Source organism: Niastella koreensis GR20-10, assembly GCF_000246855.1.
Lineage (GTDB): Bacteria > Bacteroidota > Bacteroidia > Chitinophagales > Chitinophagaceae > Niastella > Niastella koreensis.
In genome coordinates, this window is record NC_016609.1 from 2,545,278 (window position 1) to 2,566,357 (window position 21,080).

The 21,080-nt window shown below is 45.0% G+C and carries 17 protein-coding genes; 10 read left to right on the top strand and 7 right to left on the bottom strand.

Translation table 11 applies throughout. The annotated features are described in order from the left end of the window. Positions 1–41: 41 nt before the first annotated feature. Together NIAKO_RS10335 and dnaK are read right to left on the bottom strand one after the other, a co-directional pair. A complete protein-coding gene (locus NIAKO_RS10335) occupies positions 42–923 on the bottom strand; it encodes a hypothetical protein (protein WP_014218365.1) in 882 nt (293 codons plus the stop codon). 149 nt (positions 924–1,072) lie between these two features. Continuing rightward, positions 1,073–2,989 carry a molecular chaperone DnaK gene (dnaK, locus tag NIAKO_RS10340; RefSeq protein WP_014218366.1) on the bottom strand — a complete coding sequence of 639 codons (1,917 nt, stop codon included), beginning with the start codon at positions 2,987–2,989 and terminating at the stop codon, positions 1,073–1,075. A 697-nt stretch (positions 2,990–3,686) separates the two neighbouring features. On the opposite strand from dnaK, the gene NIAKO_RS10350 reads away from it, so the two are divergent. The 4 genes from NIAKO_RS10350 (at position 3,687) to NIAKO_RS10365 (ending at position 7,179) form a co-directional block, all read left to right on the top strand. Next, positions 3,687–4,364, top strand: a complete 678-nt coding sequence (locus NIAKO_RS10350) for a hypothetical protein (RefSeq protein WP_014218368.1) — start codon at positions 3,687–3,689, stop codon at positions 4,362–4,364. A 9-nt stretch (positions 4,365–4,373) separates the two neighbouring features. Next, entirely contained in the window at positions 4,374–5,111 is a 738-nt protein-coding gene (locus NIAKO_RS10355; RefSeq protein ID WP_014218369.1) for an N-acetylmuramoyl-L-alanine amidase, read from the top strand. A 433-nt stretch (positions 5,112–5,544) separates the two neighbouring features. Further along, complete coding sequence (locus tag NIAKO_RS10360; RefSeq protein ID WP_014218370.1) at positions 5,545–6,618, top strand: DUF2235 domain-containing protein; 1,074 nt, start codon at positions 5,545–5,547, stop codon at positions 6,616–6,618. 144 nt (positions 6,619–6,762) lie between these two features. Continuing rightward, positions 6,763–7,179 (top strand): helix-turn-helix transcriptional regulator, encoded by a 417-nt coding sequence (locus tag NIAKO_RS10365; RefSeq protein WP_014218371.1) that lies wholly within the window; start codon positions 6,763–6,765, stop codon positions 7,177–7,179. On the opposite strand, the gene NIAKO_RS10370 is transcribed toward NIAKO_RS10365, so the two are convergent. Next, on the bottom strand, positions 7,154–7,708 hold the full coding sequence (locus tag NIAKO_RS10370; protein ID WP_014218372.1) for a DsbA family protein: 555 nt from the start codon (positions 7,706–7,708) through the stop codon (positions 7,154–7,156). The two genes, NIAKO_RS10365 and NIAKO_RS10370, sit on opposite strands and share 26 nt — an antisense overlap. Before the next feature lie 146 nt (positions 7,709–7,854). On the opposite strand from NIAKO_RS10370, the gene NIAKO_RS10375 reads away from it, so the two are divergent. Then, entirely contained in the window at positions 7,855–8,271 is a 417-nt protein-coding gene (locus tag NIAKO_RS10375) for a VOC family protein (RefSeq protein WP_014218373.1), read from the top strand. 162 nt (positions 8,272–8,433) lie between these two features. Here the strand turns inward: NIAKO_RS10375 and NIAKO_RS10380 are convergent, their stop codons facing one another. Continuing rightward, a complete protein-coding gene (locus NIAKO_RS10380; protein WP_014218374.1) occupies positions 8,434–9,003 on the bottom strand; it encodes a GtrA family protein in 570 nt (189 codons plus the stop codon). Positions 9,004–9,477: 474 nt separating this feature from the next. Here NIAKO_RS10380 and argS point away from each other — a divergent pair, with 474 nt between their 5' ends. Continuing rightward, complete coding sequence (argS, locus tag NIAKO_RS10385) at positions 9,478–11,334, top strand: arginine--tRNA ligase (protein ID WP_041346595.1); 1,857 nt, start codon at positions 9,478–9,480, stop codon at positions 11,332–11,334. 151 nt (positions 11,335–11,485) lie between these two features. On the opposite strand, the gene NIAKO_RS10390 is transcribed toward argS, so the two are convergent. After that, a complete protein-coding gene (locus tag NIAKO_RS10390; RefSeq protein ID WP_014218376.1) occupies positions 11,486–12,514 on the bottom strand; it encodes a tetratricopeptide repeat protein in 1,029 nt (342 codons plus the stop codon). A 32-nt stretch (positions 12,515–12,546) separates the two neighbouring features. Further along, positions 12,547–14,493, bottom strand: coding sequence for a 1,4-alpha-glucan branching protein GlgB (gene glgB / locus NIAKO_RS10395; protein ID WP_014218377.1), 1,947 nt, complete (start codon positions 14,491–14,493; stop codon positions 12,547–12,549). A 188-nt stretch (positions 14,494–14,681) separates the two neighbouring features. Between glgB and NIAKO_RS10400 the strand changes: the two genes are divergently transcribed. The 4 genes from NIAKO_RS10400 (at position 14,682) to NIAKO_RS10415 (ending at position 19,857) form a co-directional block, all read left to right on the top strand. Then, positions 14,682–17,507, top strand: a complete 2,826-nt coding sequence (locus NIAKO_RS10400; protein WP_014218378.1) for a TonB-dependent receptor — start codon at positions 14,682–14,684, stop codon at positions 17,505–17,507. A gap of 124 nt (positions 17,508–17,631) precedes the next feature. Next, positions 17,632–18,363 carry a GLPGLI family protein gene (locus NIAKO_RS10405; protein WP_014218379.1) on the top strand — a complete coding sequence of 244 codons (732 nt, stop codon included), beginning with the start codon at positions 17,632–17,634 and terminating at the stop codon, positions 18,361–18,363. Positions 18,364–18,471: 108 nt separating this feature from the next. Further along, entirely contained in the window at positions 18,472–18,900 is a 429-nt protein-coding gene (locus tag NIAKO_RS10410) for a helix-turn-helix domain-containing protein (protein ID WP_014218380.1), read from the top strand. A gap of 291 nt (positions 18,901–19,191) precedes the next feature. Continuing rightward, a complete protein-coding gene (locus tag NIAKO_RS10415) occupies positions 19,192–19,857 on the top strand; it encodes a hypothetical protein (protein ID WP_014218381.1) in 666 nt (221 codons plus the stop codon). A gap of 334 nt (positions 19,858–20,191) precedes the next feature. Here the strand turns inward: NIAKO_RS10415 and NIAKO_RS10420 are convergent, their stop codons facing one another. Further along, entirely contained in the window at positions 20,192–21,058 is an 867-nt protein-coding gene (locus tag NIAKO_RS10420; RefSeq protein ID WP_014218382.1) for a pentapeptide repeat-containing protein, read from the bottom strand. Between the last annotated feature and the right edge of the window lie 22 nt (positions 21,059–21,080).

The window sequence follows — 21,080 nt, forward strand, 5'->3', positions numbered from 1 at the left end:
TGATAATGTGATAATGTGATGATGTGATAATGGAATACAGGTTAATGCGTTTCGTAATAATAATTTACCGTGTAATTACCCGTTGGCGTTTTAATGGTACATTTTTCAGGCAATCCATCTTTATTATAGGTATAAGTAAAATAGTTCGTTTGCTGGGCTTTGAATATGCCCTGCGCATCGGTGTACCCCATTATACACTGTACAATATTGTTTTTAGAGGCGCCCGGGGCCAGGTATGAAAATGCTCCTGCCAACCCATCAACCGGTGTCCAGGCGGTTAGGGTTAAGGTATATACCGGGTTTATTTTATTATCATAGATACATCTGATGGTGGGAATGGGGTTACCGCTTTTATCATCGAAAGTGGCTTCCGTAATGTTATTGGCTTTAATAACGTAATTGTCGTACTCCACACTCGTTGCTATGGTTGAGCCATTTGCGTAATAACTCTTTTTGGCCAGGATACCGCCGCTGGAAATAATGTATTGGCGAATGGTGAGCTCATTGCTGCTGGTTGATTTGGCAGAGTCATACATTACTTTTCCGGCGCTGTTATAGCGATAATACATGTTTGCACTATAGGAACTGTTGGCAGGCGGTTTGCCGCTGGCACTGTAAGCCAGGGTATCTGTTCCATTATAATAGCATTGATACGTTTGGATGGTTTTGGTGGTATTGGTTGCCAGGTCTCCTTCTGCATAATTAATGTGATCTATTCGTCGCTGGTCGGCGGCGTATACAAATTCCAGCACAGACGATTTGCCATTTGTGGCCCCGTCGGCAGTTTGTACTACTTTGCTAAGATGCAGATTGGTAGCGTAGGGATCTGCTGGTGTATTGTCGATGTTGTTGCCGGGTTTGTTACAGGAAAATATAACTGAAAGGAGTAATGCAATTACCTGGTTGCGGGCAGCCGGTTTCATTATAGGGTTTTCTGTTTTAGGTTAGGTGCAAGATAAGGACCTGCTTTCAGGAATGCAAAGCAATAATTATTCGCGTTAAATAAATAAAAATCCCCCGTCCGCCGGCTGACGGATCGGGGGATTGTCGTCTTTTATATAATCCTCGTCCCTTATTTCACTTCTTCAAACTCGGCGTCGGTTACGTTTTCACCGCCACCGCCGCTGTTACCGCCCTGTTGCTGGTTGCCACCGGCTCCGGGTTGTTCGCCACCAGGCTGCTGGCCTTGGGTAGCTTTGTACAACTCTTCGCTGGCTGCGGTCCAGGCGTTGTTCATTTCAGTTGATGCGGCATCGATGGCCTCAATGTCCTGCGACTTGTGCGCTTCTTTCAATTTGTTCAGCGCGTTTTCAATAGGCGCTTTTTTATCGGCAGGGATCTTGTCGCCATATTCCTTCAGTTGTTTTTCTGTTTGGAAAATCAAACTGTCGGCCTGGTTGATCTTGTCGATCTTTTCGCGGGCTACCTTGTCGCTGGCTTCGTTGGCCTTTGCTTCGGCTTTCATTTTTTCAATCTCTTCCTTGCTCAAACCGCTGCCGGCTTCAATCCTGATCTTTTGTTCTTTACCAGTGCCCTGATCCTTCGCTGTTACATGCAGGATACCGTTGGCATCAATGTCGAAAATAACTTCGATCTTGGGCATACCGCGTGGTGCAGGTGGAATGTCTGTGAGCTGAAAACGGCCGAGGCTCTTGTTCTGGTTGGCCAGCGGACGATCGCCCTGCAGTACATGTATTTCAACACCAGGCTGGTTATCGGCGGCAGTTGAGAATATTTCAGATTTCTTGGTTGGAATAGTTGTGTTGGCTGCGATCAACGGTGTCATGGCATTACCCAGGGTTTCAATACCCAGGCTCAGCGGCGTTACGTCGAGCAACAGCACGTCTTTCACTTCACCGGTGATAACAGCGCCCTGAATGGCTGCTCCAATGGCTACCACTTCATCGGGATTCACCCCTTTGTTTGGTTTCTTGCCAAAGAACTTTTCTACAATTTCCTGTACTTTAGGAATACGGGTACTACCACCTACCAGGATCACTTCATCAATTTCTGATGTTTTCATGCCCGCATCTTTCAATGCCTGCTCGCATGGTTTCAAACAACGCTCGAATAATTTATCGGCTAACTGCTCAAATTTGGCGCGGCTCAGTTTTTTAACCAGGTGTTTAGGCACCCCGTCAACAGCCGTGATGTATGGCAGGTTGATCTCTGTTTCAGTGGAAGAAGACAACTCGATCTTGGCTTTTTCTGCAGCTTCTTTCAAACGTTGTAAGGCCATTGGGTCTTTACGCAGGTCAACGGCTTCATCAGTTTTGAATTCGTTGGCCAGCCAGTCCATGATCACTTTATCAAAGTCGTCACCACCCAGGTGGGTATCACCATTGGTTGATTTTACTTCAAAAACGCCTTCACCCATGTCCAGTACCGAAATATCGAATGTACCGCCACCAAGGTCAAACACAGCGATCTTTTGATCGTGTTTGCCTTTATCAAGACCGTAAGCCAGGGCGGCTGCCGTAGGCTCGTTCACGATACGGCTAACTTTTAATCCGGCAATTTCACCGGCTTCTTTAGTAGCCTGGCGTTGTGCATCGTTAAAATAGGCCGGAACAGTAATTACGGCTTCATTTACTTCCTGACCCAGGTAATCTTCAGCGGTTTTCTTCATTTTCTGAAGAATCATGGCTGAAATTTCCTGGGGTGTATATAAGCGGCCGTCTATGTCAATACGTACCGTATTATTGTCACCTTTGGCTACTTTATAGCTCCAGTGGCTGATCTCTTCTGTCACCTCGTCAAACCTGCGACCCATGAAACGTTTAACGCTCATGATGGTATTGTGCGGGTTGGTGATAGCCTGGCGTTTAGCCGGATCGCCTACTTTTCTTTCGCCGTTCTTTAAAAAAGCCACTACAGACGGGGTGGTACGGCGTCCCTCGTCGTTGGCAATTACCACGGGTTCATTACCTTCCATTACTGCCACGCAGCTGTTTGTGGTACCGAGGTCAATTCCTATTATCTTTCCCATATATGCTGAATTTAATGTTCTCTTATGGTTATCAATGATTATGCCGTGCCCAGACGGGGTGCAAAAATGTCAGTTCCATGGCAGAAGCTGTCATTAGCAGGTTGATTCTTAGCCGTATTTAGGCAGGTTTGTCGTTTAAGAAGAAGGCAGACGGCAGTGGGCAAAGGGCAAAGGCTCCGTCGCGGCCAACATAATCCTGGGATTTCACCTCATTTTCCTGGGATTGTAGTATATAATCCCAGGATTTCACTATGTTTTCCTGGGATAGCAGTATATAATCCCAGGATTTTGGTTCGTTTTCCCAGGATTATAATGCAGAATCCCAGGATATGACCTTGTTTTCCCAGGATTTTGATATCATATCCTGGGATTTCGATACGTAATCCCAGGATTTCTATCCATTTTTCCTGCTCCTTTATCAACTCCATCAACTTTATCAACCCTGTCAACTACATTCCCTTGTTAACCTGTTAACCCGGCAACCAGTATTTTTACCACCTCATCACGTATAACTTCCTTTTGTTATTAGTTAATACTAATATATCTTCATGCCTTACTCCTCTACACCTGCCGGTTATACCGGTAATCTTCAATTTAACAGACTAAACCGTAAGTAAAAACTCTTGGTTTCGAAATCCGGCATTCCCTTTGGTTATAAAGGAATTGTCAATACAATGTCCCTTAAAAACAACTCCTTATGGTTTTTCAGTTCTGGGCCCTATTTGCCATTCTAACAGCCTGTGTTGTCGTTTGCGACCGTAAATTCAATATGTTGCGCGACCTTAGCAAGGCCAGTCCCCGCCCCTACAGCTGGTCGCGGGTACAACTGGCCTGGTGGTCAGTGATCATTCTTACGGCGTTCACCTCTATTATTATTCAAACCGGTCATGCCCCCAACCTGCATCATTCAACCCTGGTGTTACTCGGTATCAGTGCCGGTACCACGGCCGTGGCGCGGGTCATCGATCTGGGCGATCAGCAGAATGCGTTGATCTTCCGGCATCAGGACATCAAGACCACCAATTTTTTCTTAGATATTTTGTCCGATCAAAACGGGGTAAGCATTCAACGGTTCCAGGCTGTCCTGTTCAATATGATCTTCGGGATCTGGTTTATTTCATCTACCCTGGGTAACCTGGGAGATCCCGGCTTTTGCGTGGCCGATTTTGTCAAAGGTGACCCCAACCTGGCCAATTGCCTGCTGCATTCGACCGACTTTTTAATTCCAATTGTCAGTGACAATAATCTGATCCTGCTGGGATTGAGTTCGGCTACTTATGCGGCCTTGAAGATCACAGAAAACAAAGGAACTGCTTCGGAAGCCCTGAATGAAAAAGTGGTGGATGAAGCCTTGAACACACCTGCACAGGGTTAAAACGTTTATATGAACATTACATCTGTAGCCAGTCCCAACTTTACACAGGGACGACGGACTTACCGGCCTGAAGCCATTGTTATTCATATTATGGATGGTACCCTGAAGGGTACCGACGGCTGGTTCATCAGCCCGCTGTCGCAGGTATCGAGCCACTATGGAGTTGGAAAAAATGGCGAAGTACATCAATATGTGGAGGAAACCGATACCGCCTGGCATGCCGGCCGTATTCACGACCCTACCTGGCCCCTGATTAAAAAAACAACGGATGGCATGTTCATCAATCCCAACTACTATACCATTGGGGTTGAACACGAAGGCAATGAAAGCAGTGAATGGACGGATGCCATGTACGCTACCAGTGCTGAATTAATAAGAGGGCTTTGCCAGCGTTGGAGCATACCCGCTGACCGCCTGCATATTATAGGACATCATGAAATTTATTCTTTAAAGAACTGTCCGGGGTTGAAGGTGGATATGGACAAACTGATCGCCCTCGTCAATGGCAGCACGCAGGTAGTGAACGGACAGATAAGCAAAACCGAAAAGTTCGGCAAGGTTACCACCCTTACCAGGCTGAACCTGCGGGCAGGTCCTGGCAAAGTGTATAAGATAACAAACATGGTTAATGCCGGCATTCAACTGGCCTATGATGGATTTACCATGCAGGGCGAAACGGTTAATGGCAATGGTAAATGGTATTATACCGAGGAAGGGAACTGGTTTTGGAGTGGAGGGGTAAAATAATAATTAGCTAATTTGATAATATGATAATTTGATAATGGCGCCAGCAGCGGTACTCCTATCGCCGTCTGTTGTGTCACTCACTTGTACGTTTATATCGCTACGCAGCTTTTATTCTTGACGAATATCAATCATAGAATTTTCAATAATATTGAAATAGTTTATAACTTGGCACTCCCTTGTTAAAGCCTGCGCTTGTTTTTTACCTATTCTCCCTGATTTGTATCGGCACATTGGCAAATTAGCCCATTAGCTAATGGACAATTCCGTATAAATACCTGCGAAAATCAGTAATTACCGGTTTCTCAGTTACCAGACAAACGTAATTTTATTACATTATTCCTTGAAAATTGTATTCCTGTCTCTATGATTCCATTCTGTTAATTTCCTGATTTGAATATCACATTATCACATTAGCAAATTATCACATTGTTTTATGAAACGTCTTATTACCTGTAGCGATGGTACCTGGAACAAACCAGGCAATACCGATCGCGGTCAACGTGTTGTAACAAACGTTGAAAAAATGTATCAATGCATTTGTTCGTACGACAATTCAACGGAGCAACCCATACCTCAACTCAAATTTTACGATAAGGGCGTGGGCACCAGCTACTCCTGGAAGAGCAATTTGCTGGGTGGCATTACCGGCGCCGGCATTGATAAAAACATCAGGGACATTTATACTTTTCTTATTACCAATTATGAGCCCGGCGATGAAATTTATTTGTTTGGTTTTAGTCGTGGCGCCTATACGGCCCGCAGTATTGGCGGATTGATTCGCAACTGCGGTATTCTGAAACCTGAATACCTGGGCCTGGTTGATAAAGCTTACGAATTGTACCGCATGCGCGATGAATATACCTCACCCGGGTCGGACATGATGGTGGGTTTTAGAAAACAATATGCGTGGGAGGATGTAACGCCGATAAAATTTATTGGCGTGTGGGATACGGTGGGCAGTTTGGGCATACCGCTGCCCTGGTACCGCTCCTGGAATATGAAGAAATACCAGTTTCACGATGTTACACTCAGCAGTTCTGTAGAGTACGCTTTTCATGCCCTGGCCATCGATGAACGAAGAAAAATGTTTGCCCCCACTTTGTGGCAACTCAGCGATACGGTTAAGAACAATCCCAATCACCCGCAACAGGTGGAACAACGCTGGTTTGCCGGTGTACACAGCAATATCGGGGGTGGCTATGCCGATACCGGGTTAAGCGATCTGGCCCTGGACTGGCTGGCAGAAGAGGCGCACCGGATTGGGTTGTGTTACGATAAAGAGGAGTACGAAACCATTAAAGGCAATCCCTGGGGCGAATTACGTAATTCTTATTCTCCACCATTCTGGTTCTGGCTACCGGTTTGGCGCCCAATAACGCTTAACGACGATACCCGCCAATCTATTGACGCCAGTGTGTTGGACAGGTTCAGGGAGATGTATCAGTACCGGCCGAGGAATTTGAGGAAGTATGTCAGTATAGAGAATGATAAGCCGGTGATGGTGTAGCGGGAGTTTTTAGGTTATTAGGTTCTTAGGTTATTGGGTTAATGAGAATAGTCGCGAGGTTGCCAAACTCCCCCTTCCGCCAGCTGGCGGAAGGGGGAGGCCCGATTGCCGCTTTTTTGTATATTAGCTTCAATAAAACACACCATGCCACTAGCTACCGAAATATACCACCGCATAGTCTCCGCCAAAGTATATATCGACGACAACTTCCAGGAGGCTATCGATCTTGACAAAATAGCCGGTCAGGCATGTTTATCGCGTTTTCATTTTCACCGGCTGTTTACTAAAGTGTATAAGATCACTCCGCATCAATACCTCACCCAAAAACGGATCAATAAAGCCAAAGACCTGCTTTATAAACAACACCTCACTGTTACCGAAGTATGCAATGAGGTGGGGTTTGAAAGTATCGGGTCGTTCAGTATGCTCTTTAAAAAAGAGATTGGTTTTGCACCTACCTATTACCGCAACATGGCCTGGTTAAAACAACAACAGGTTAAAGAACAACCCAGGCAATTTATTCCGCATTGTTTTATTACCGGGTATCAGTTGGAGAAGTAGTTACTTCCGCCAGTACGGTTTGTAAATAGTTCAGCAAATGATTGCCGCTCCAGTCGCCATCGTACTTCTGTCCGTTTATAAAAAATGTGGGTGTACCATTTACGCCGCTTCTAAGTCCGCCATAAAAATCCTTTTCTACTTTATCGTTCAATGCGGGGTCCTGGATGTCGTTTTTGAAACGTTCCAGGTCAAGCCCTGCTTTATGGGCAAACAAAAAAAGATGCTCTACCTCCAGCGTTTGCTGGTTCTCGAAAATAATATCATGCATTTCCCAGTACTTACCCTGTAAGGCAGCGGCTTCGGTTGCTACGGCAGCTGATACGGCATGGGGATGCACATTCGAGAGCGGGAAATTGCGGAACACAAACTTTAAGTTGTTGCCCATTTGCCTGGTAATTTCTTTTACGATCGGGTACGCGCGTCCGCAATGCGGACATTCATAATCGCCATACTCCACCAGTTCCACCGGGGCGTGTTCATTGCCAAAAATATGGTCGGTATTGTTAACGTTCGTTCTTAATTGTGTCATTTGTCTATTGATTTAACGTTATCTGTTTTTTCCAATGCGTTGGTTCAATGGAAGCTAACAACGGAAATTGAAATTTGTTGCCCGAAAAGCAATAATCAATAACGCCCGGGAGGCCATGATCGATAGCTTTGTTTAAAACAAAAGATATGATCACGAAATTATCGCACACCAGCTTATTTGTTAGCGACCAGCAGAAAGCCTACGAATTTTATGTAAATATACTGGGGTTTACTGTTCATACCGATGCCACTATGGACAATGGTTTCAGGTGGCTGACTGTTTCGCCACCCGAACAACCCGATCTGGAAGTGATCCTGTTTCCCGCCACCAATGCTATGAACGGCTATGATGAGGACGTGCGTAATGCCCTGAAGCTTTTGCTTGATAAAGGCGTTATGGGCGCCGGCGTTTTATCAACCCCCGATTGTTGGGCAACGTATGAAGAATTAAAAGCCAAAGGTGTTCACTTTAAGTGCGAGCCCAGGGAGCAGTTTTATGGCATAGAAGCGATTATTACGGATGGGTGTGGGAATTGGTTTAGTATGACGCAGCCGAAAGGCTAATTAGCTAATTAGATAATGTGCTAATGTGATAATGAAATACAGTTACAGGTTTCAGGTTACAGGACTTGCTCCTGTAGCCTGAACTTACTATTAACTAAAGAACTAACAAACTAATAAACTCGTATTTGGTATTTTCCAGGTCAACTCGTCAACTGATCAACTCTATCTCTGCCTGCTGCCTTCCATCTCAGGCTTGTTTTCTTTCTGTAAAGCTTCGGCTTCAACTACGGTTTCTGCTTCTAACAGCGCTTCTTCTTCAGCCGATTCCACTTTAAACGTAAAATTCTTCTGTGCAATAAAACTGAACGCTACTACAATGAAGGTGGTGAGTATTTTGGCTACCGTAGGATACAAATGACATTGTTCTACAAACAGCTTTATGAAAATGTAATTAAGTCCAATGCAGATCAATACCATCATAAAATACCGGAACAATTGAATGCGCCCGCGCAGGGTTGAACCGGGAAATACAATAGTACGGCTCATATAAAAACCAAGAGGAAAAGTTATAGAGAAGGAAACCATGAACGCTGCTGTATATGGCTGCAAAGGAATAATGGGTGTATGCACGATCTGTTCCCTGAACAGAAAATGATAACTTAAATAAAACAGTGTAATATCAAGCAAAGTATTCCCACCCCCACATGCTGCATACCTAAAGGTTTGTAAAGGCATGAACCGGCGAAACAAAGGATAAAAAGCGTTTATTGCAGCATTAATCAGATTCTTCACGAATGGTATTTTTGAATACGTTACAAAGTTACTTGAATATCAATAATTACCGGCCATCATTGACGAATGGTGAATATTTTCTGAATTACGGCACCGGAACGACAACTTTGACGGTAATATTTTGCCAAAACAGCGATTTCACGATAGATTTATTTGCCATTTGATTGACCCGCATCAATAAAGTTTAACATTTAGTTAGAATTTTCTCAAAAACGAGCATATTTGACACTGTTTAACCCCTAAGCGCCCTAAAAGAGCTACTCTGTATAGAGTAGCTCTTTGCCTTTATACCCGAATCTGTGTTACTTATAGCTGCGCGTTTTTGACTGTCAGTTCCAGGTTTCAGGTTTCAAGTTTCCCGGATCTCTTCCCCAGCAACCTGTAACTTGCAACCCGCAACAGCCACACAACAATTTTGCAAAATTCTCGTGTAGATTGGTGCATTCCGGTAAATTTGCCGTTCAAATTAACCGAATGGCAATAGTTCCCGTTATTCAACAGGCAGTTAGCGAACAGCTCAATAAGTTATACCAGGTGGAGGTAAACCCTGCTTCCATCACCGTAAGCGAAACCAAACCCGAATTTGAGGGCGATTATACCGTGGTGCTGTTTGCCCTGCTAAAGACCCTGAAAAAGAAGCCGGAGGAGTTAGGCAATGAGTTGGGACAGGCTCTGGTAACTGATAATGGCGCCCTTTTCAGCGCTTTTAACGTGATCAAAGGCTTTTTGAACCTCGCTATCAGCGACAGTTTCTGGCTGAATTTTCTGAAAGAAAATTATAAGACAACCGGGTATGGCCGTCAGTATCGCAACGGCAAACGCGTAATGGTGGAGTATTCTTCCCCCAATACCAATAAACCCCTGCACCTGGGGCATTTGAGAAATAACTTCCTGGGCTGGAGTGTAGCCGAAATATACAAGGCCAATGGTTATCAGGTAATAAAAACCTGCATTGCCAACGATCGCGGCATCCATATCTGCAAAAGCATGATCGCCTGGCAACTGTTTGGCAATGGCGCTACCCCCGAAAGCACCGGCATTAAAGGCGACCACCTGGTAGGCGATTATTATGTGCTGTTCGGTACCGAGCTGAAGAAGCAAATGGCGCCCATCAGGGAAAAGAAACTGGCTGAATTATTAGCTGCTGGCAAAACCCGGGAACAGGCGGAAAAAATACTGGAGGATACCAAACAGGAGCTGGAAAAAGAAGCGCCCATAATGCAGGCCGCCCAACAAATGCTGGTTGACTGGGAAGCCGGTAAACCCGATGTGGTGGAGCTGTGGCGCACCATGAACAGCTGGGTGTACAAAGGCTTTGAAGAAACCTATAGACGCATTGGCAGCGACTTTGACAAGATATATTATGAAAGCGAAACCTATCTGCTGGGGAAAGACCTGGTAGAAGAAGGTTTGCAGAAAAAAGTTTTCTTCCTGAAAGAGGATGGCAGCGCCTGGGTTGACCTGACCGCCGATGGGCTCGATCAGAAAATAGTTCGTCGCCGCGATGGTACAGCGGTTTACATAACCCAGGACATTGGCCTGGCCGAAGTAAAACAAAACGAATTCAATTGCGACCTGAGTGTATATGTGGTGGGTGACGAACAGAACTATCACTTCAAGGTCTTAAAACTCATTTGCCAAAAGCTGGGCATTGCCGGCGCCGATGGCATCTTCCATTTAAGCTATGGCATGGTGGAATTGCCTACCGGCAGAATGAAAACGCGTGAAGGTACCGTAGTTGATGCCGACGATATCCTGGATGAAATGAACCGTGAGGCTACGCGCAAAAGAATTGAAAGAGAAGAAGAGCAAAAAGCAAAAGGCCAGCATAAAACGGAAGAGATGAGTGCTGAAGAACTAAAGCAACTCGATGAAATGGTGGGCGCCGGTGGCTTGAAATTCTTCCTGTTAAGGGTTGATCCTCAAAAACGGATGATCTTTAATCCTGAAGAATCAATTGAACTGAATGGTTTTACCGCCACCTTTGTTCAATACGCATACGCGCGTACGCAATCGGTATTCAGAAAAGAATTATATACAGGTGGTGATATTGGAACAGACCTGTTACCACTTGAAAAGGAATTGATCCTGTCACTGGAAAGATATCCTGAAGTATTGAAACAGGCTTGTGCAGAAATGAGCCCAAGCGTAGTTGCAGGCTATGTATTCAACGTGGCTCAGCTGTTTAATACTTTTTACAACAAACATTCTTTCCTGAACGCCGAAACGCCTGTTAAAAAAGAATTGCGTTTACAAATAAACCAAATGGTAGCCAATGTGCTTAAAACGGGCATGGCGTTGTTGGGGATAGAGGTACCGGAGAGAATGTAGAAAACAGAATTTGCTAATGAGCTAATTTGCTAATGGGCTAAATAAAAAAATCCCCAGGTTGTCACAACCTGGGGATTTTTTTATTTAGAAACTTTTTTCTTCCCTGTATTTAATTAGCAAATTATCTAATTAGCATATTAGCACATTTTGCCTAGATTCCTTCCGGCATCTTCTTCTCCTGCTTCAGATTCTTAAGAGACGGGTCCATCTCGATGGCCTTATCGCACAGTTGCTGGCCTTTTTCTTTCTCCCCTTTCTTCTGGTAACTCAGTCCTATCATGTACAGGGAGTTGGCGTTCTTTTTATCGATCTCCAGAATTTTATCCCAGTAGTTGATGGCATCGTCGTACTTACCAATGTTATAATAGGCATCGGCAATGTTGTACAGTACTTCCTGGTCCTGCGGTTTTTTAACCAGTATTTCCTGTAACAGGCCCAGCCCTTTCGTATAGTCTTTGATGTTCAGGTAAGCATTGGCGAGGTTCTCAATAAAATCATTGCTGCGGGGATAACCTTTGGCAGATGCACGCTCAAACCAGTAGATGGCTTTTTTGTCGTCGGGCACTGCATAATAAACCAGTCCGGCTTCATACATCCAGTTGGCTTTGCTGCTGTCGAGCGCGATGGCCTGCTCGTAGCAACCGGCTGCTTTTTTGTAGTTGCTCATTTCAACCAGGCAACGGCCGGCTATATAGGGCACCTCGGCGTTCTTTGGATCGTCTTTATAAGCCAGCTCGCAGTATTTTACACATTCGCCATAATTCTCCAGGCTGTAATAACTTTTGGCGATCACATAATTGGCGCTGTTGCCAATTTTCAATTCCTGCATTTTTTTAGCGTAGGTGATCGCATCATTCCACTGGCGGGTATTCAGCGACAAAGTAGCCAGTTGCATTACCGTCTCAGAATTTTTGTTATCTGCCTGGTAGGAGCCGGTAAATTTCTCTTTAGCCTCCACATAGCGCCGCTGTTCAACGAGCGATTGTCCCCAGGCTAACAATACTTTGGCATCTTTGGGCGAAAACTGGGCGGCTTTTGCGTAGTCTTTTTCAGCTTCGCGGAACCGGCGGGCATCTTTTTCGGTATTGCCCTTGGTGAAATAATAAACTGTGCTGTCGGTTTGCGAATAAATACTGTTGGAAATTAATCCCAATGTTAAAATACTAATAAGGGTTTTCATAGATATGCTCTTTTCTAATACACAAATATCAGTTACTTCAATACTATAGCTCCCAACGGCGGCAGGTGCACATTTATTTCATACATATTATCATTTTTGTCTAAACTTCTCGTGTGAATCTCGGGATTGAACACATTTCCGGTTCCCCAATATCGTTTGTCGTCTGAATTAAAGATCTCGCGCCACTCAGCTTTACCGTACGTAAATACTTTCCAATCGTGCCGTACCACCGGGGTTAAATTCAGAATTATCAGCAGATCATTGGCGGGGTCTTTCCCTTTGCGCCGGTATGCCACTACGCATTCGGCAGGATGGTTGAGATCGACCCATTCAAAACCGTAAATATTAAATTGATTTTCATACATCGCGGGTTCATTCCGCAGTAATAAGTTTAAATCACGCACACAATCCTTCATCAAACGATGTGCATCAAACTTTAATAGATCCCACTGCAGTTCGCTTTTATAGTTCCACTCATTGGTATCGGCAAATTCATTACCCATGAATAAGAGTTTACCACCCGGATGCGTAAACATATACGTATACAGGGTACGCAGGTTGGCGAACTTCTGCCATTCATCGCCCGGCATTTTAAAGATCATAGGGCTTTTACCATGCACCACCTCGTCGTGACTTAAGGGTAGTAGAAAGTTTTCGTCGTAATAATACATCATGCTGAACGAAAACTTGTTCTGGTAATGGCGCCGGTAAATGGGGTCCATTTTAAAATAATCCAGGGTATCGTGCATCCAGCCCATCATCCATTTCATGCCAAAACCGAGCCCGTTTTGAAAAGTGGGGCGCGAAACGCCGGGCCAGTCGGTTGCTTCCTCTGCAATGGTTTGTATATCGTGAAAATCGCGGTAAATAGTTTCATTTAAATCTTTAATAAAACCAATGGCTTCTATATTGCCATCACCGCCGTATTCGTTGGGTTCCCACTGGCCGTGGGTACGCGAATAATTTAATTTCAGCATAGAGCTTACCGCATCCACCCGAATACCATCGATATGAAATTTATCGAACCAGAAACGTGCGCTGCTGATCAGGAACGATTTCACTTCTCCCCTTTTATAGTTGAACACATAGCTGTTCCAGTCGGGGTGAAAGCCTTTGCGCATATCGGCATATTCGTAGGTGTTGGCGCCGTCGAACATAAACAGGCCGTGCGCATCGTAAGGAAAATGCGACGGCACCCAGTCGAGGATAACGCCAATGCCTGCTTCATGAAAAGCGCTCACCAGTTTCATAAAGCTTTGCGGATCGCCATAGCGTGAAGTGGGGGCAAAATACCCGGTTCCCTGGTAGCCCCAGCTTCCATCGAAGGGGTGTTCCATCACCGGCATAAACTCCACATGGGTAAAACCCATTTCCTTTACATAGGGAACCATCAGTTCCCGGAGCTGATCGTAGGTGTTATATGATTCTTCGTCGTGTTTATTGGGCCGCATCCAGCTGGCGAGGTGCACTTCATAAATACTGCACGGCGCTTCCAGCGAATTGTGGTGGCCGCGGTTTGCCATCCAGTCGCCATCCTGCCAGGTATAGTTCAGGTCCCAGGTAATGGAAGCGGTATGGGGTCTCTTCTCCCAGAAGTTGGCGTAGGGATCGCCTTTGTCGGTTTTTACGCCCTTAAAACCATCGATGTGATATTTATATACTTCGCCCTTTGGGAGGCCGGGAATAAATCCTTCCCAGATGCCCGATTTATCGAGCCGTACAAACAGGGGGTGGCTGGAAGGGTTCCAGTCGTTGAAATTACCTATCAATGAAACGGCAGTGGCATTGGGCGCCCATACTGCAAAATAATAGCCTTTTTTGCCCAGCACTTCAATTTCGTGTGAGCCAAACAGATTGTACAGGCGGTAATGCGTACCCTGTTGAAAATTGCGGATGTCGTCTTCACTGAAAAAAGAATAGTTCCATACTGCCCTTGTGCTGTCTACAAAATGAACGTCTTCATATTTTTTTACTTCCATAAGCCGGTGCTGTTTGTTTTATTCCTGTTACTTGCCTTGTATATTATGACCAGATAAATATGAAACTGCTTTAACGATAAATTAAGATATCGCGTTGTTATATCCCGTTTACATTCCAGACATTCGCTCCATTACCAGAAGGCGTACGGGACAAACTAATTAAACACGTTAACCAGGAACGAAGGCTTATGGCCGGCGTCCCGTTATTTCCCATGCTTAAAACAACCATACTACTTGCCCTGGTATTCATTATTTCCGTACCTGTGCTGGCACAACAAGCCGTTCTTAAAGGTACAGTAATTGATACTTCGGAAAAAAGAAACCTTTCCAATACAGTCATTGCATTATTGAGGCCAGCCGATTCCGTGTTGGTATCTTTTACCCGCAGCAATACTACAGGTCAGTTTTCATTACAAAAGTTACCGCCCGGTAAATTTATTGTTATGGTTACCCGCCCGGCTTATGCGGATTATTACGACCATGTAGACCTCACTCCCGGCGCCACAATTGATTTAGGTAAGATCTCCATGACCTTAAAAAGCCAGTTGCTGGCAGAAGTGGTGGTACAGCATAAGCTGGGCGCCATTCGCATCAAAGGCGATACTACCGAATATATAGCCGACAGTTTTAAGTTGAGCGCGGGCGCCACTGTGGAAGATCTGTTGAAAATATTACCCGGTATACAAGTAGACAAAGACGGTAAAATAACTGCCCAGGGCGAAGCAGTACAAAAAGTGCTGGTTGACGGGGAAGAGTTTTTTAGCGACGACCCCACCATCGCCACCCGTGGGTTAACCGCCGATGCCGTTGAAAAAGTGCAGTCGTTCGATAAAAAAAGCGACCAGGCCACCTTTACCGGCATCGATGATGGACAAAAGACCAAGACCATCAACCTGCAGTTAAAGGAAGACAGAAAAAAAGGCTATTTCGGAAAAGTGGAACTCGGCAGCGATTTCAATAAATACTGGAGCAACAATGCCATGTTTAACGCCTTTAAGGGAAAACGAAAATTCGCTGCCTATGGCATTATGTCGAATACCGGGAAAACGGGGTTAGACTGGCGCGAAGGCATGAACTACGGATCTGGAAACGATATGGAAATGACCACCGATGATAATGGAGGCATGATGTTTATCGGAGGCGGCGGCAACGATGGGGAGTTTGGCAACAGTGACTACTGGGGGGAAGGCCTTCCCAAGGGATGGACTGGTGGGATGCATTACAGTAATAAATGGAATAACGACAAAATACACCTGAGCGGTAATTACCAGTATAACAAACTGAATTCCGATGCCCAGGGCAATACTTTCAGCCAGAATATCATTGGCGACACCATTTTATACACCAATGAATTTGGCAACAGCTTCAGCACCCGCGACCGCAACCGGCTGGATGCGTTGTATGAAGTGCAGCTCGATTCCAATTCATCCATAAAAGTAACGGCGCAGGGCTCGCGGGGAAATACCTTTACCCAAAGCACCTTTCACCAGGAATCGTTGAGTAATCTCGAAGGCAGCGATACCTTAAGTGTGATAGACCGCCGCACCACCGTGGATGGCAACAACAAGAATTTTAACTCCTCCCTGTTATGGCGGCAGAAGTTCAATAAAAAGGGCCGAACCCTTTCCATTTCGGCCAAACAGAATTATACAGAAAATGACTCGAAGGGCATCTTTGCTTCGGATAACAATTATTATAAGCATGGCGTAGTGGACAGCATCAGGATCCTTGACCAGCAAAAGCTGAGTGAAAGCAGCTCCTCCGCTTTCAATGCCCGCGTTTCGTACACCGAACCATTGAGCAAAAGATCGTTGCTGGAATTTAACTACAGCATTGATAACAACCACCGGTTATCACACATCACTACTTTGGAAAAAGACGCTGTAACGTCGAAAGAATATGGTAAACAGATAGATTCGCTGAGCAATGATTACCGCTTTACTGTGTTCACCCAATCGGGCGGCATCAATTACCGCTATGCCAGGCCCAAGCGGATCAATTATTCTTTCGGGATGAATATTTCCAATGCCGCCTACATGCGTAAAGACCTCAAAGGAGATTCTGTTGCCAATTACAGTTTTACCAATTTCTTTCCGCAGGCCAACCTTACCTGGACTGTGAACGGCAACTCCAGTATCAGGTTCAATTATAACGGCGCTACGCAAGCACCTTCCATCGACCAGATCCAGCCTATCAGGGATATTACCAACCAGTTGAACATAAGGGAAGGGAACCCCGATCTGAAACAGGCTTTCCGGCACCGTTTCCGCATCTCGTACAACAGTTATAAACTGCTGTCGGAACGCAGCATCTGGGGCGCGATCAATTTCAGCACTACTCAGCATGACTTTAGTACCAATAATTTCATTGACCTTAGTACGGGCAGAAAGATCTCGCAGCCTGTTAATGTGGATGGCAACTACCAGAGCAATGGCTATGTTAACTTCCAGCAAAAAGTAGGAAAAAAAGGATTACGCCTTGGATTAGGAACAAATTTCAACCAGAATCACAACAGCAACCTGATAAATGGCCAGGCAAACGAAAACAACAGCTATGCTTACGGCGGCGGGCCAACAGTGAGCTATTTTATAGAGAAAAAATGGGGCGTTTGGTTATGGACCAATTTTAACCAGAACATTTCCAAAACATCGCTCAACAGCTCGGTGGTTACCCGCTACTGGACACAAAACCATAACCTGGACTTTTGGGCAACCCTGCCCTGGAAAATAGAGATCCGCAGCGATTGCGAGTTCAACCTGCGGCAAAAGACCAGCGTGTTTGAAAAGAACAATAACTCCATCAAATGGGATGGCAGTATAGACAGGAAGCTGTTCAGGAACGATGTGGCCCGCCTGCGTTTTTCTGTTCATGACCTGCTGAACCAGAACATTGGGTTTAACCGGAATATCAACAGCAACTTTATCAGCGAAAGAACCTACAATACCATTAAACGGAACTTCCTGGTAACGTTTATCTGGAACTTTAGCAAGAACGGGAAACCGATGGATTGGTAAAGCCAGTTTGTAAGTTCTTTAGTTCGTTAGTTATTAAGTTCTTAACTAACAAACTCAAAAACTAACAAACTCAAAAACTAACAAACTTAATAACCTAATAACTTAATAACTATTTCTTAATTCAATGAAGCTACTCTTTAATATAATAGCACTTTTGCTTCCGTCTTTTATTTGGGCACAACAACAATTTATTACGCAGGGAAAAATTGAGTACGAACGCAAAACGAATCAGCATGCTTTCCTGGATGAGAACAGTGTGTGGGATGAAATGAGAAAGAAAGCGTTCCCCAAGTTTGTTACCCTGTATTATGATCTTACGTTTAAAGATGATCGTACAATGTTTAAAACCGGCCGGGAGCCGGAAACAAAACAAAACAAGACCTGGGGGGTGTTCGATTCGGAGAATACGGTGCTTACCAAATTGGATAGTAACAATGCGGTAACGTATAGAAGTTTTTATGGCGAGAATTTCCTGGTAACAGATTCGCTGCGTCATATAGACTGGCGTATTACCCCGGAAATAAGAAAGATAGCCGGTTTTGATTGCCGCAAAGCAGTGGGCAGGGTGATGGACTCCATTGTGGTGATTGCCTTTTATACCGACGAAATTGTAACCGGGGGCGGACCGGAATCTTTTAACGGGTTACCGGGTATGATCCTGGGGCTGGCCATTCCGCGCCTGCATACAACCTGGTACGCTACCAGGCTGCAATTGGTTGAAGTAACCGATAAAGACCTGGCAGCGCCCAAAAAAGGAAAAAAACTTACGGGTAATGAATATCGCACGCAAATAAAGGAGGTATTGAAAAACTGGGGGTCTGATGGCGCAAAATTTGAATACGAGTTTTTGCTGTAACCCACCAAATGTTTGAGCCTCACAGGTTGCGACCTAACATATGATTCACCGTTAAACGATTGGCCAATAGCGCAAGGCAGTTAATTTTGTGAAACTGCCTTGTTGCTTATGGAGAGGAAATTGTTACATATCTTACGATCACTGCTGGGGATGAATAAGGATGACCATCCGCCCGAGGCCGACGATGCCAACGTGGATCTGATACGGGTGCGGATAAACAGCTATATGCTGCAGCAAAAGCCCTTTCTGAAGCCACATTACAAATTGAAGGATCTGGCCGATGATATGCAAATGCCCTTACACCAACTGTCGGCATTTTTGAACAAACGCCTGGGCATGCATTTTACCGACTATCTGAACCAGTTTCGCATAAAATATTGTGAAGACCTGATTAAGAACGAAAAACCAGGCAGGATAAACCTGAAAGAACTGGTAACAAAAAGCGGTTTTCACAACAGAAATACTTTCACCACCGCCTTTAAGAAATTTACGGGCAAAACTCCCTCCGATTATATTCGTAACAGGCTGTATACCTGAGTTGGACAACATTTGCAAATCTTGTCCACTAAGCCACCCTGTTATTTGTTTTCCCATAGGCAGCCCGGTAACTTTGGTACAGCGATCATCGCGAAAAGTATTAGGTTTCTTTGGTTACGCAGACAGTTTTATTATCAGGTTTTTAATAGGAGAAGGCAAGTTTCCGGTTTATTTTTCTGCATGCGATGGGTAAAACGCAAAGCAGGCTCACAAAAAAAGACCGGTGGAAACAATGTTTCATCGGTTTTTTTTTTGGCAAGCCCCTCTATTCAGCATTCAAATCCGTAGGCGATGTTAAAGTATCTGCTTTTATTATTACCATGGCCTTTTGACTCGCTACAGGCACAAACCCTGCAGGTAAATGCAAATGCCGGTTATTATACCGGAGCAAGCCTGCGGGCCACCAGGGGCCGGTTTATTTTTGGCGATGGGCCCTGTTACACCGGCGCCGTTGATTATGCCTTCAAACCGGGTAAAATAAAAAAGGATATCATCTTTGAAATACAGTACGGCTATGTTTCCACCACCATGCATTTTCAACGGTATGACTCTGAAAGGAAAATGCCATTTGGAACCGTGAAAATGCATACCATCCTGGCAGGTGCGGGAAAAGAGTTTGGTGAGGGGCCGGTACATGTGTATGCAAAGGCCTATATGGGCGCACATTATTTCAACCCGGATTCAATAAGCAGTGGGGAACGGTTGACATTGACGTTCTCATTTGCAGGCGGTCTCCGGATTGCGGTAACACATACCATGGGCATATGTCTGCAGGCGCAGTTGCTGATGCCCCTTATGTACAACAGGGTGTATGTGGGCTGGGAACCAGATTCCGGGGTACAAACCCAGGTGGCGCCTATAGGGGTGCTGTTTTCAGGTTATTTAACGGGTGGCATTTATTACAATATTTTTAAGAAAGATAACATCGTTGTTAGCAAAGACAACGTATTGCAGTAATACAGGTAAAGTTATTTTATAGCAAACAGCCGCTTTTAAAAACGATTCTATTCAGGAGTAAGGTTAAAAATCAGAGAGCGTATTTCTATACGTCGCTGAAAAGTAGAGTTCAGGATTTTTTATACCTACGTCAGTTTTTTCATATGGTAGCAGAATCCCGTTTCCACGGGATTCTTTTTTTATGCCTGTTTGTGAACAAGGAGCAAATAAAAAATACCGTCCCCGTTTCGATCCTCCCGAATATAAACGGTTCCGGTATTTTTCCGTCATCTGTTCGATGCACGGTTTTTGATCACTCCCAGATTCAACGTCTCCTTGCCAGGGATATCTTCAATTAATTTTTATCGGTAATAATCCTGTTATCAATAATACAGTTGATCCTTCTTGCATTGCCCCAGTTTATGAGGGTAACATCTGTGTAGGAAAAATCTATGTGCCGGAGCTTTGATTGGTTGAACCGGGTATTGGCCATTTTTGTGCGGCGGAATGAGGTACCATACCGCCCGGTAATGTACAGGGCAATGCCGTGTAAAAAGTGAAACCCCTGTACATTGCTTAGCGCCCGTCTGCTTATAAAGGCGCATACAACGGCCAGTACGATGGTGCCCATACCGCCGCCCACTGATTTGCCAAACAGGATCCCTGAGAGGGCTACTACTACAAACAGTACATTCGATAAAGTGCCTGCCATTGCCTGGGCCACAGCGCCTGTTATGAACATGATGATGATGAGCACCAATGATAAGGCGAGAAAAAACATGCCTTTACCGGTGCCGATACCCGCCCAGTAAATGACGAGCCCACCCAGCACGAAAAAAATTACAATGGGTACTATCAATGTACGAATGGCATGGCCCCCGCCTACCCACCAGCTACACCCAATAAACAGGATGGTGATTATGATGGCCATGGTGCCGGCTGTGCGTTCATGTTCTTCTTTTGAATACAAAAGCGCCTGCACCGTTCTGCCACCCAACATGGCCAGATAACCGGAAAGCAACGAAATGATCATCGCCACCAGGAACATCCATACAATTTTTACCGGGGTGATGCCGGTTTTAATACCGGTAAAATCAACCCCGTTCAGGTTTGCCCCCGAAAAGTTGGCGCCCCTGAGATCACTGTTTGAAAAATTGGAATACCTGAGGTCCTGGTCAACAAACGTGGCATTCTGCAAATTCTGGTTACTGTAATCCTTCACTGGGTCAATTTTTTTGGGTTCA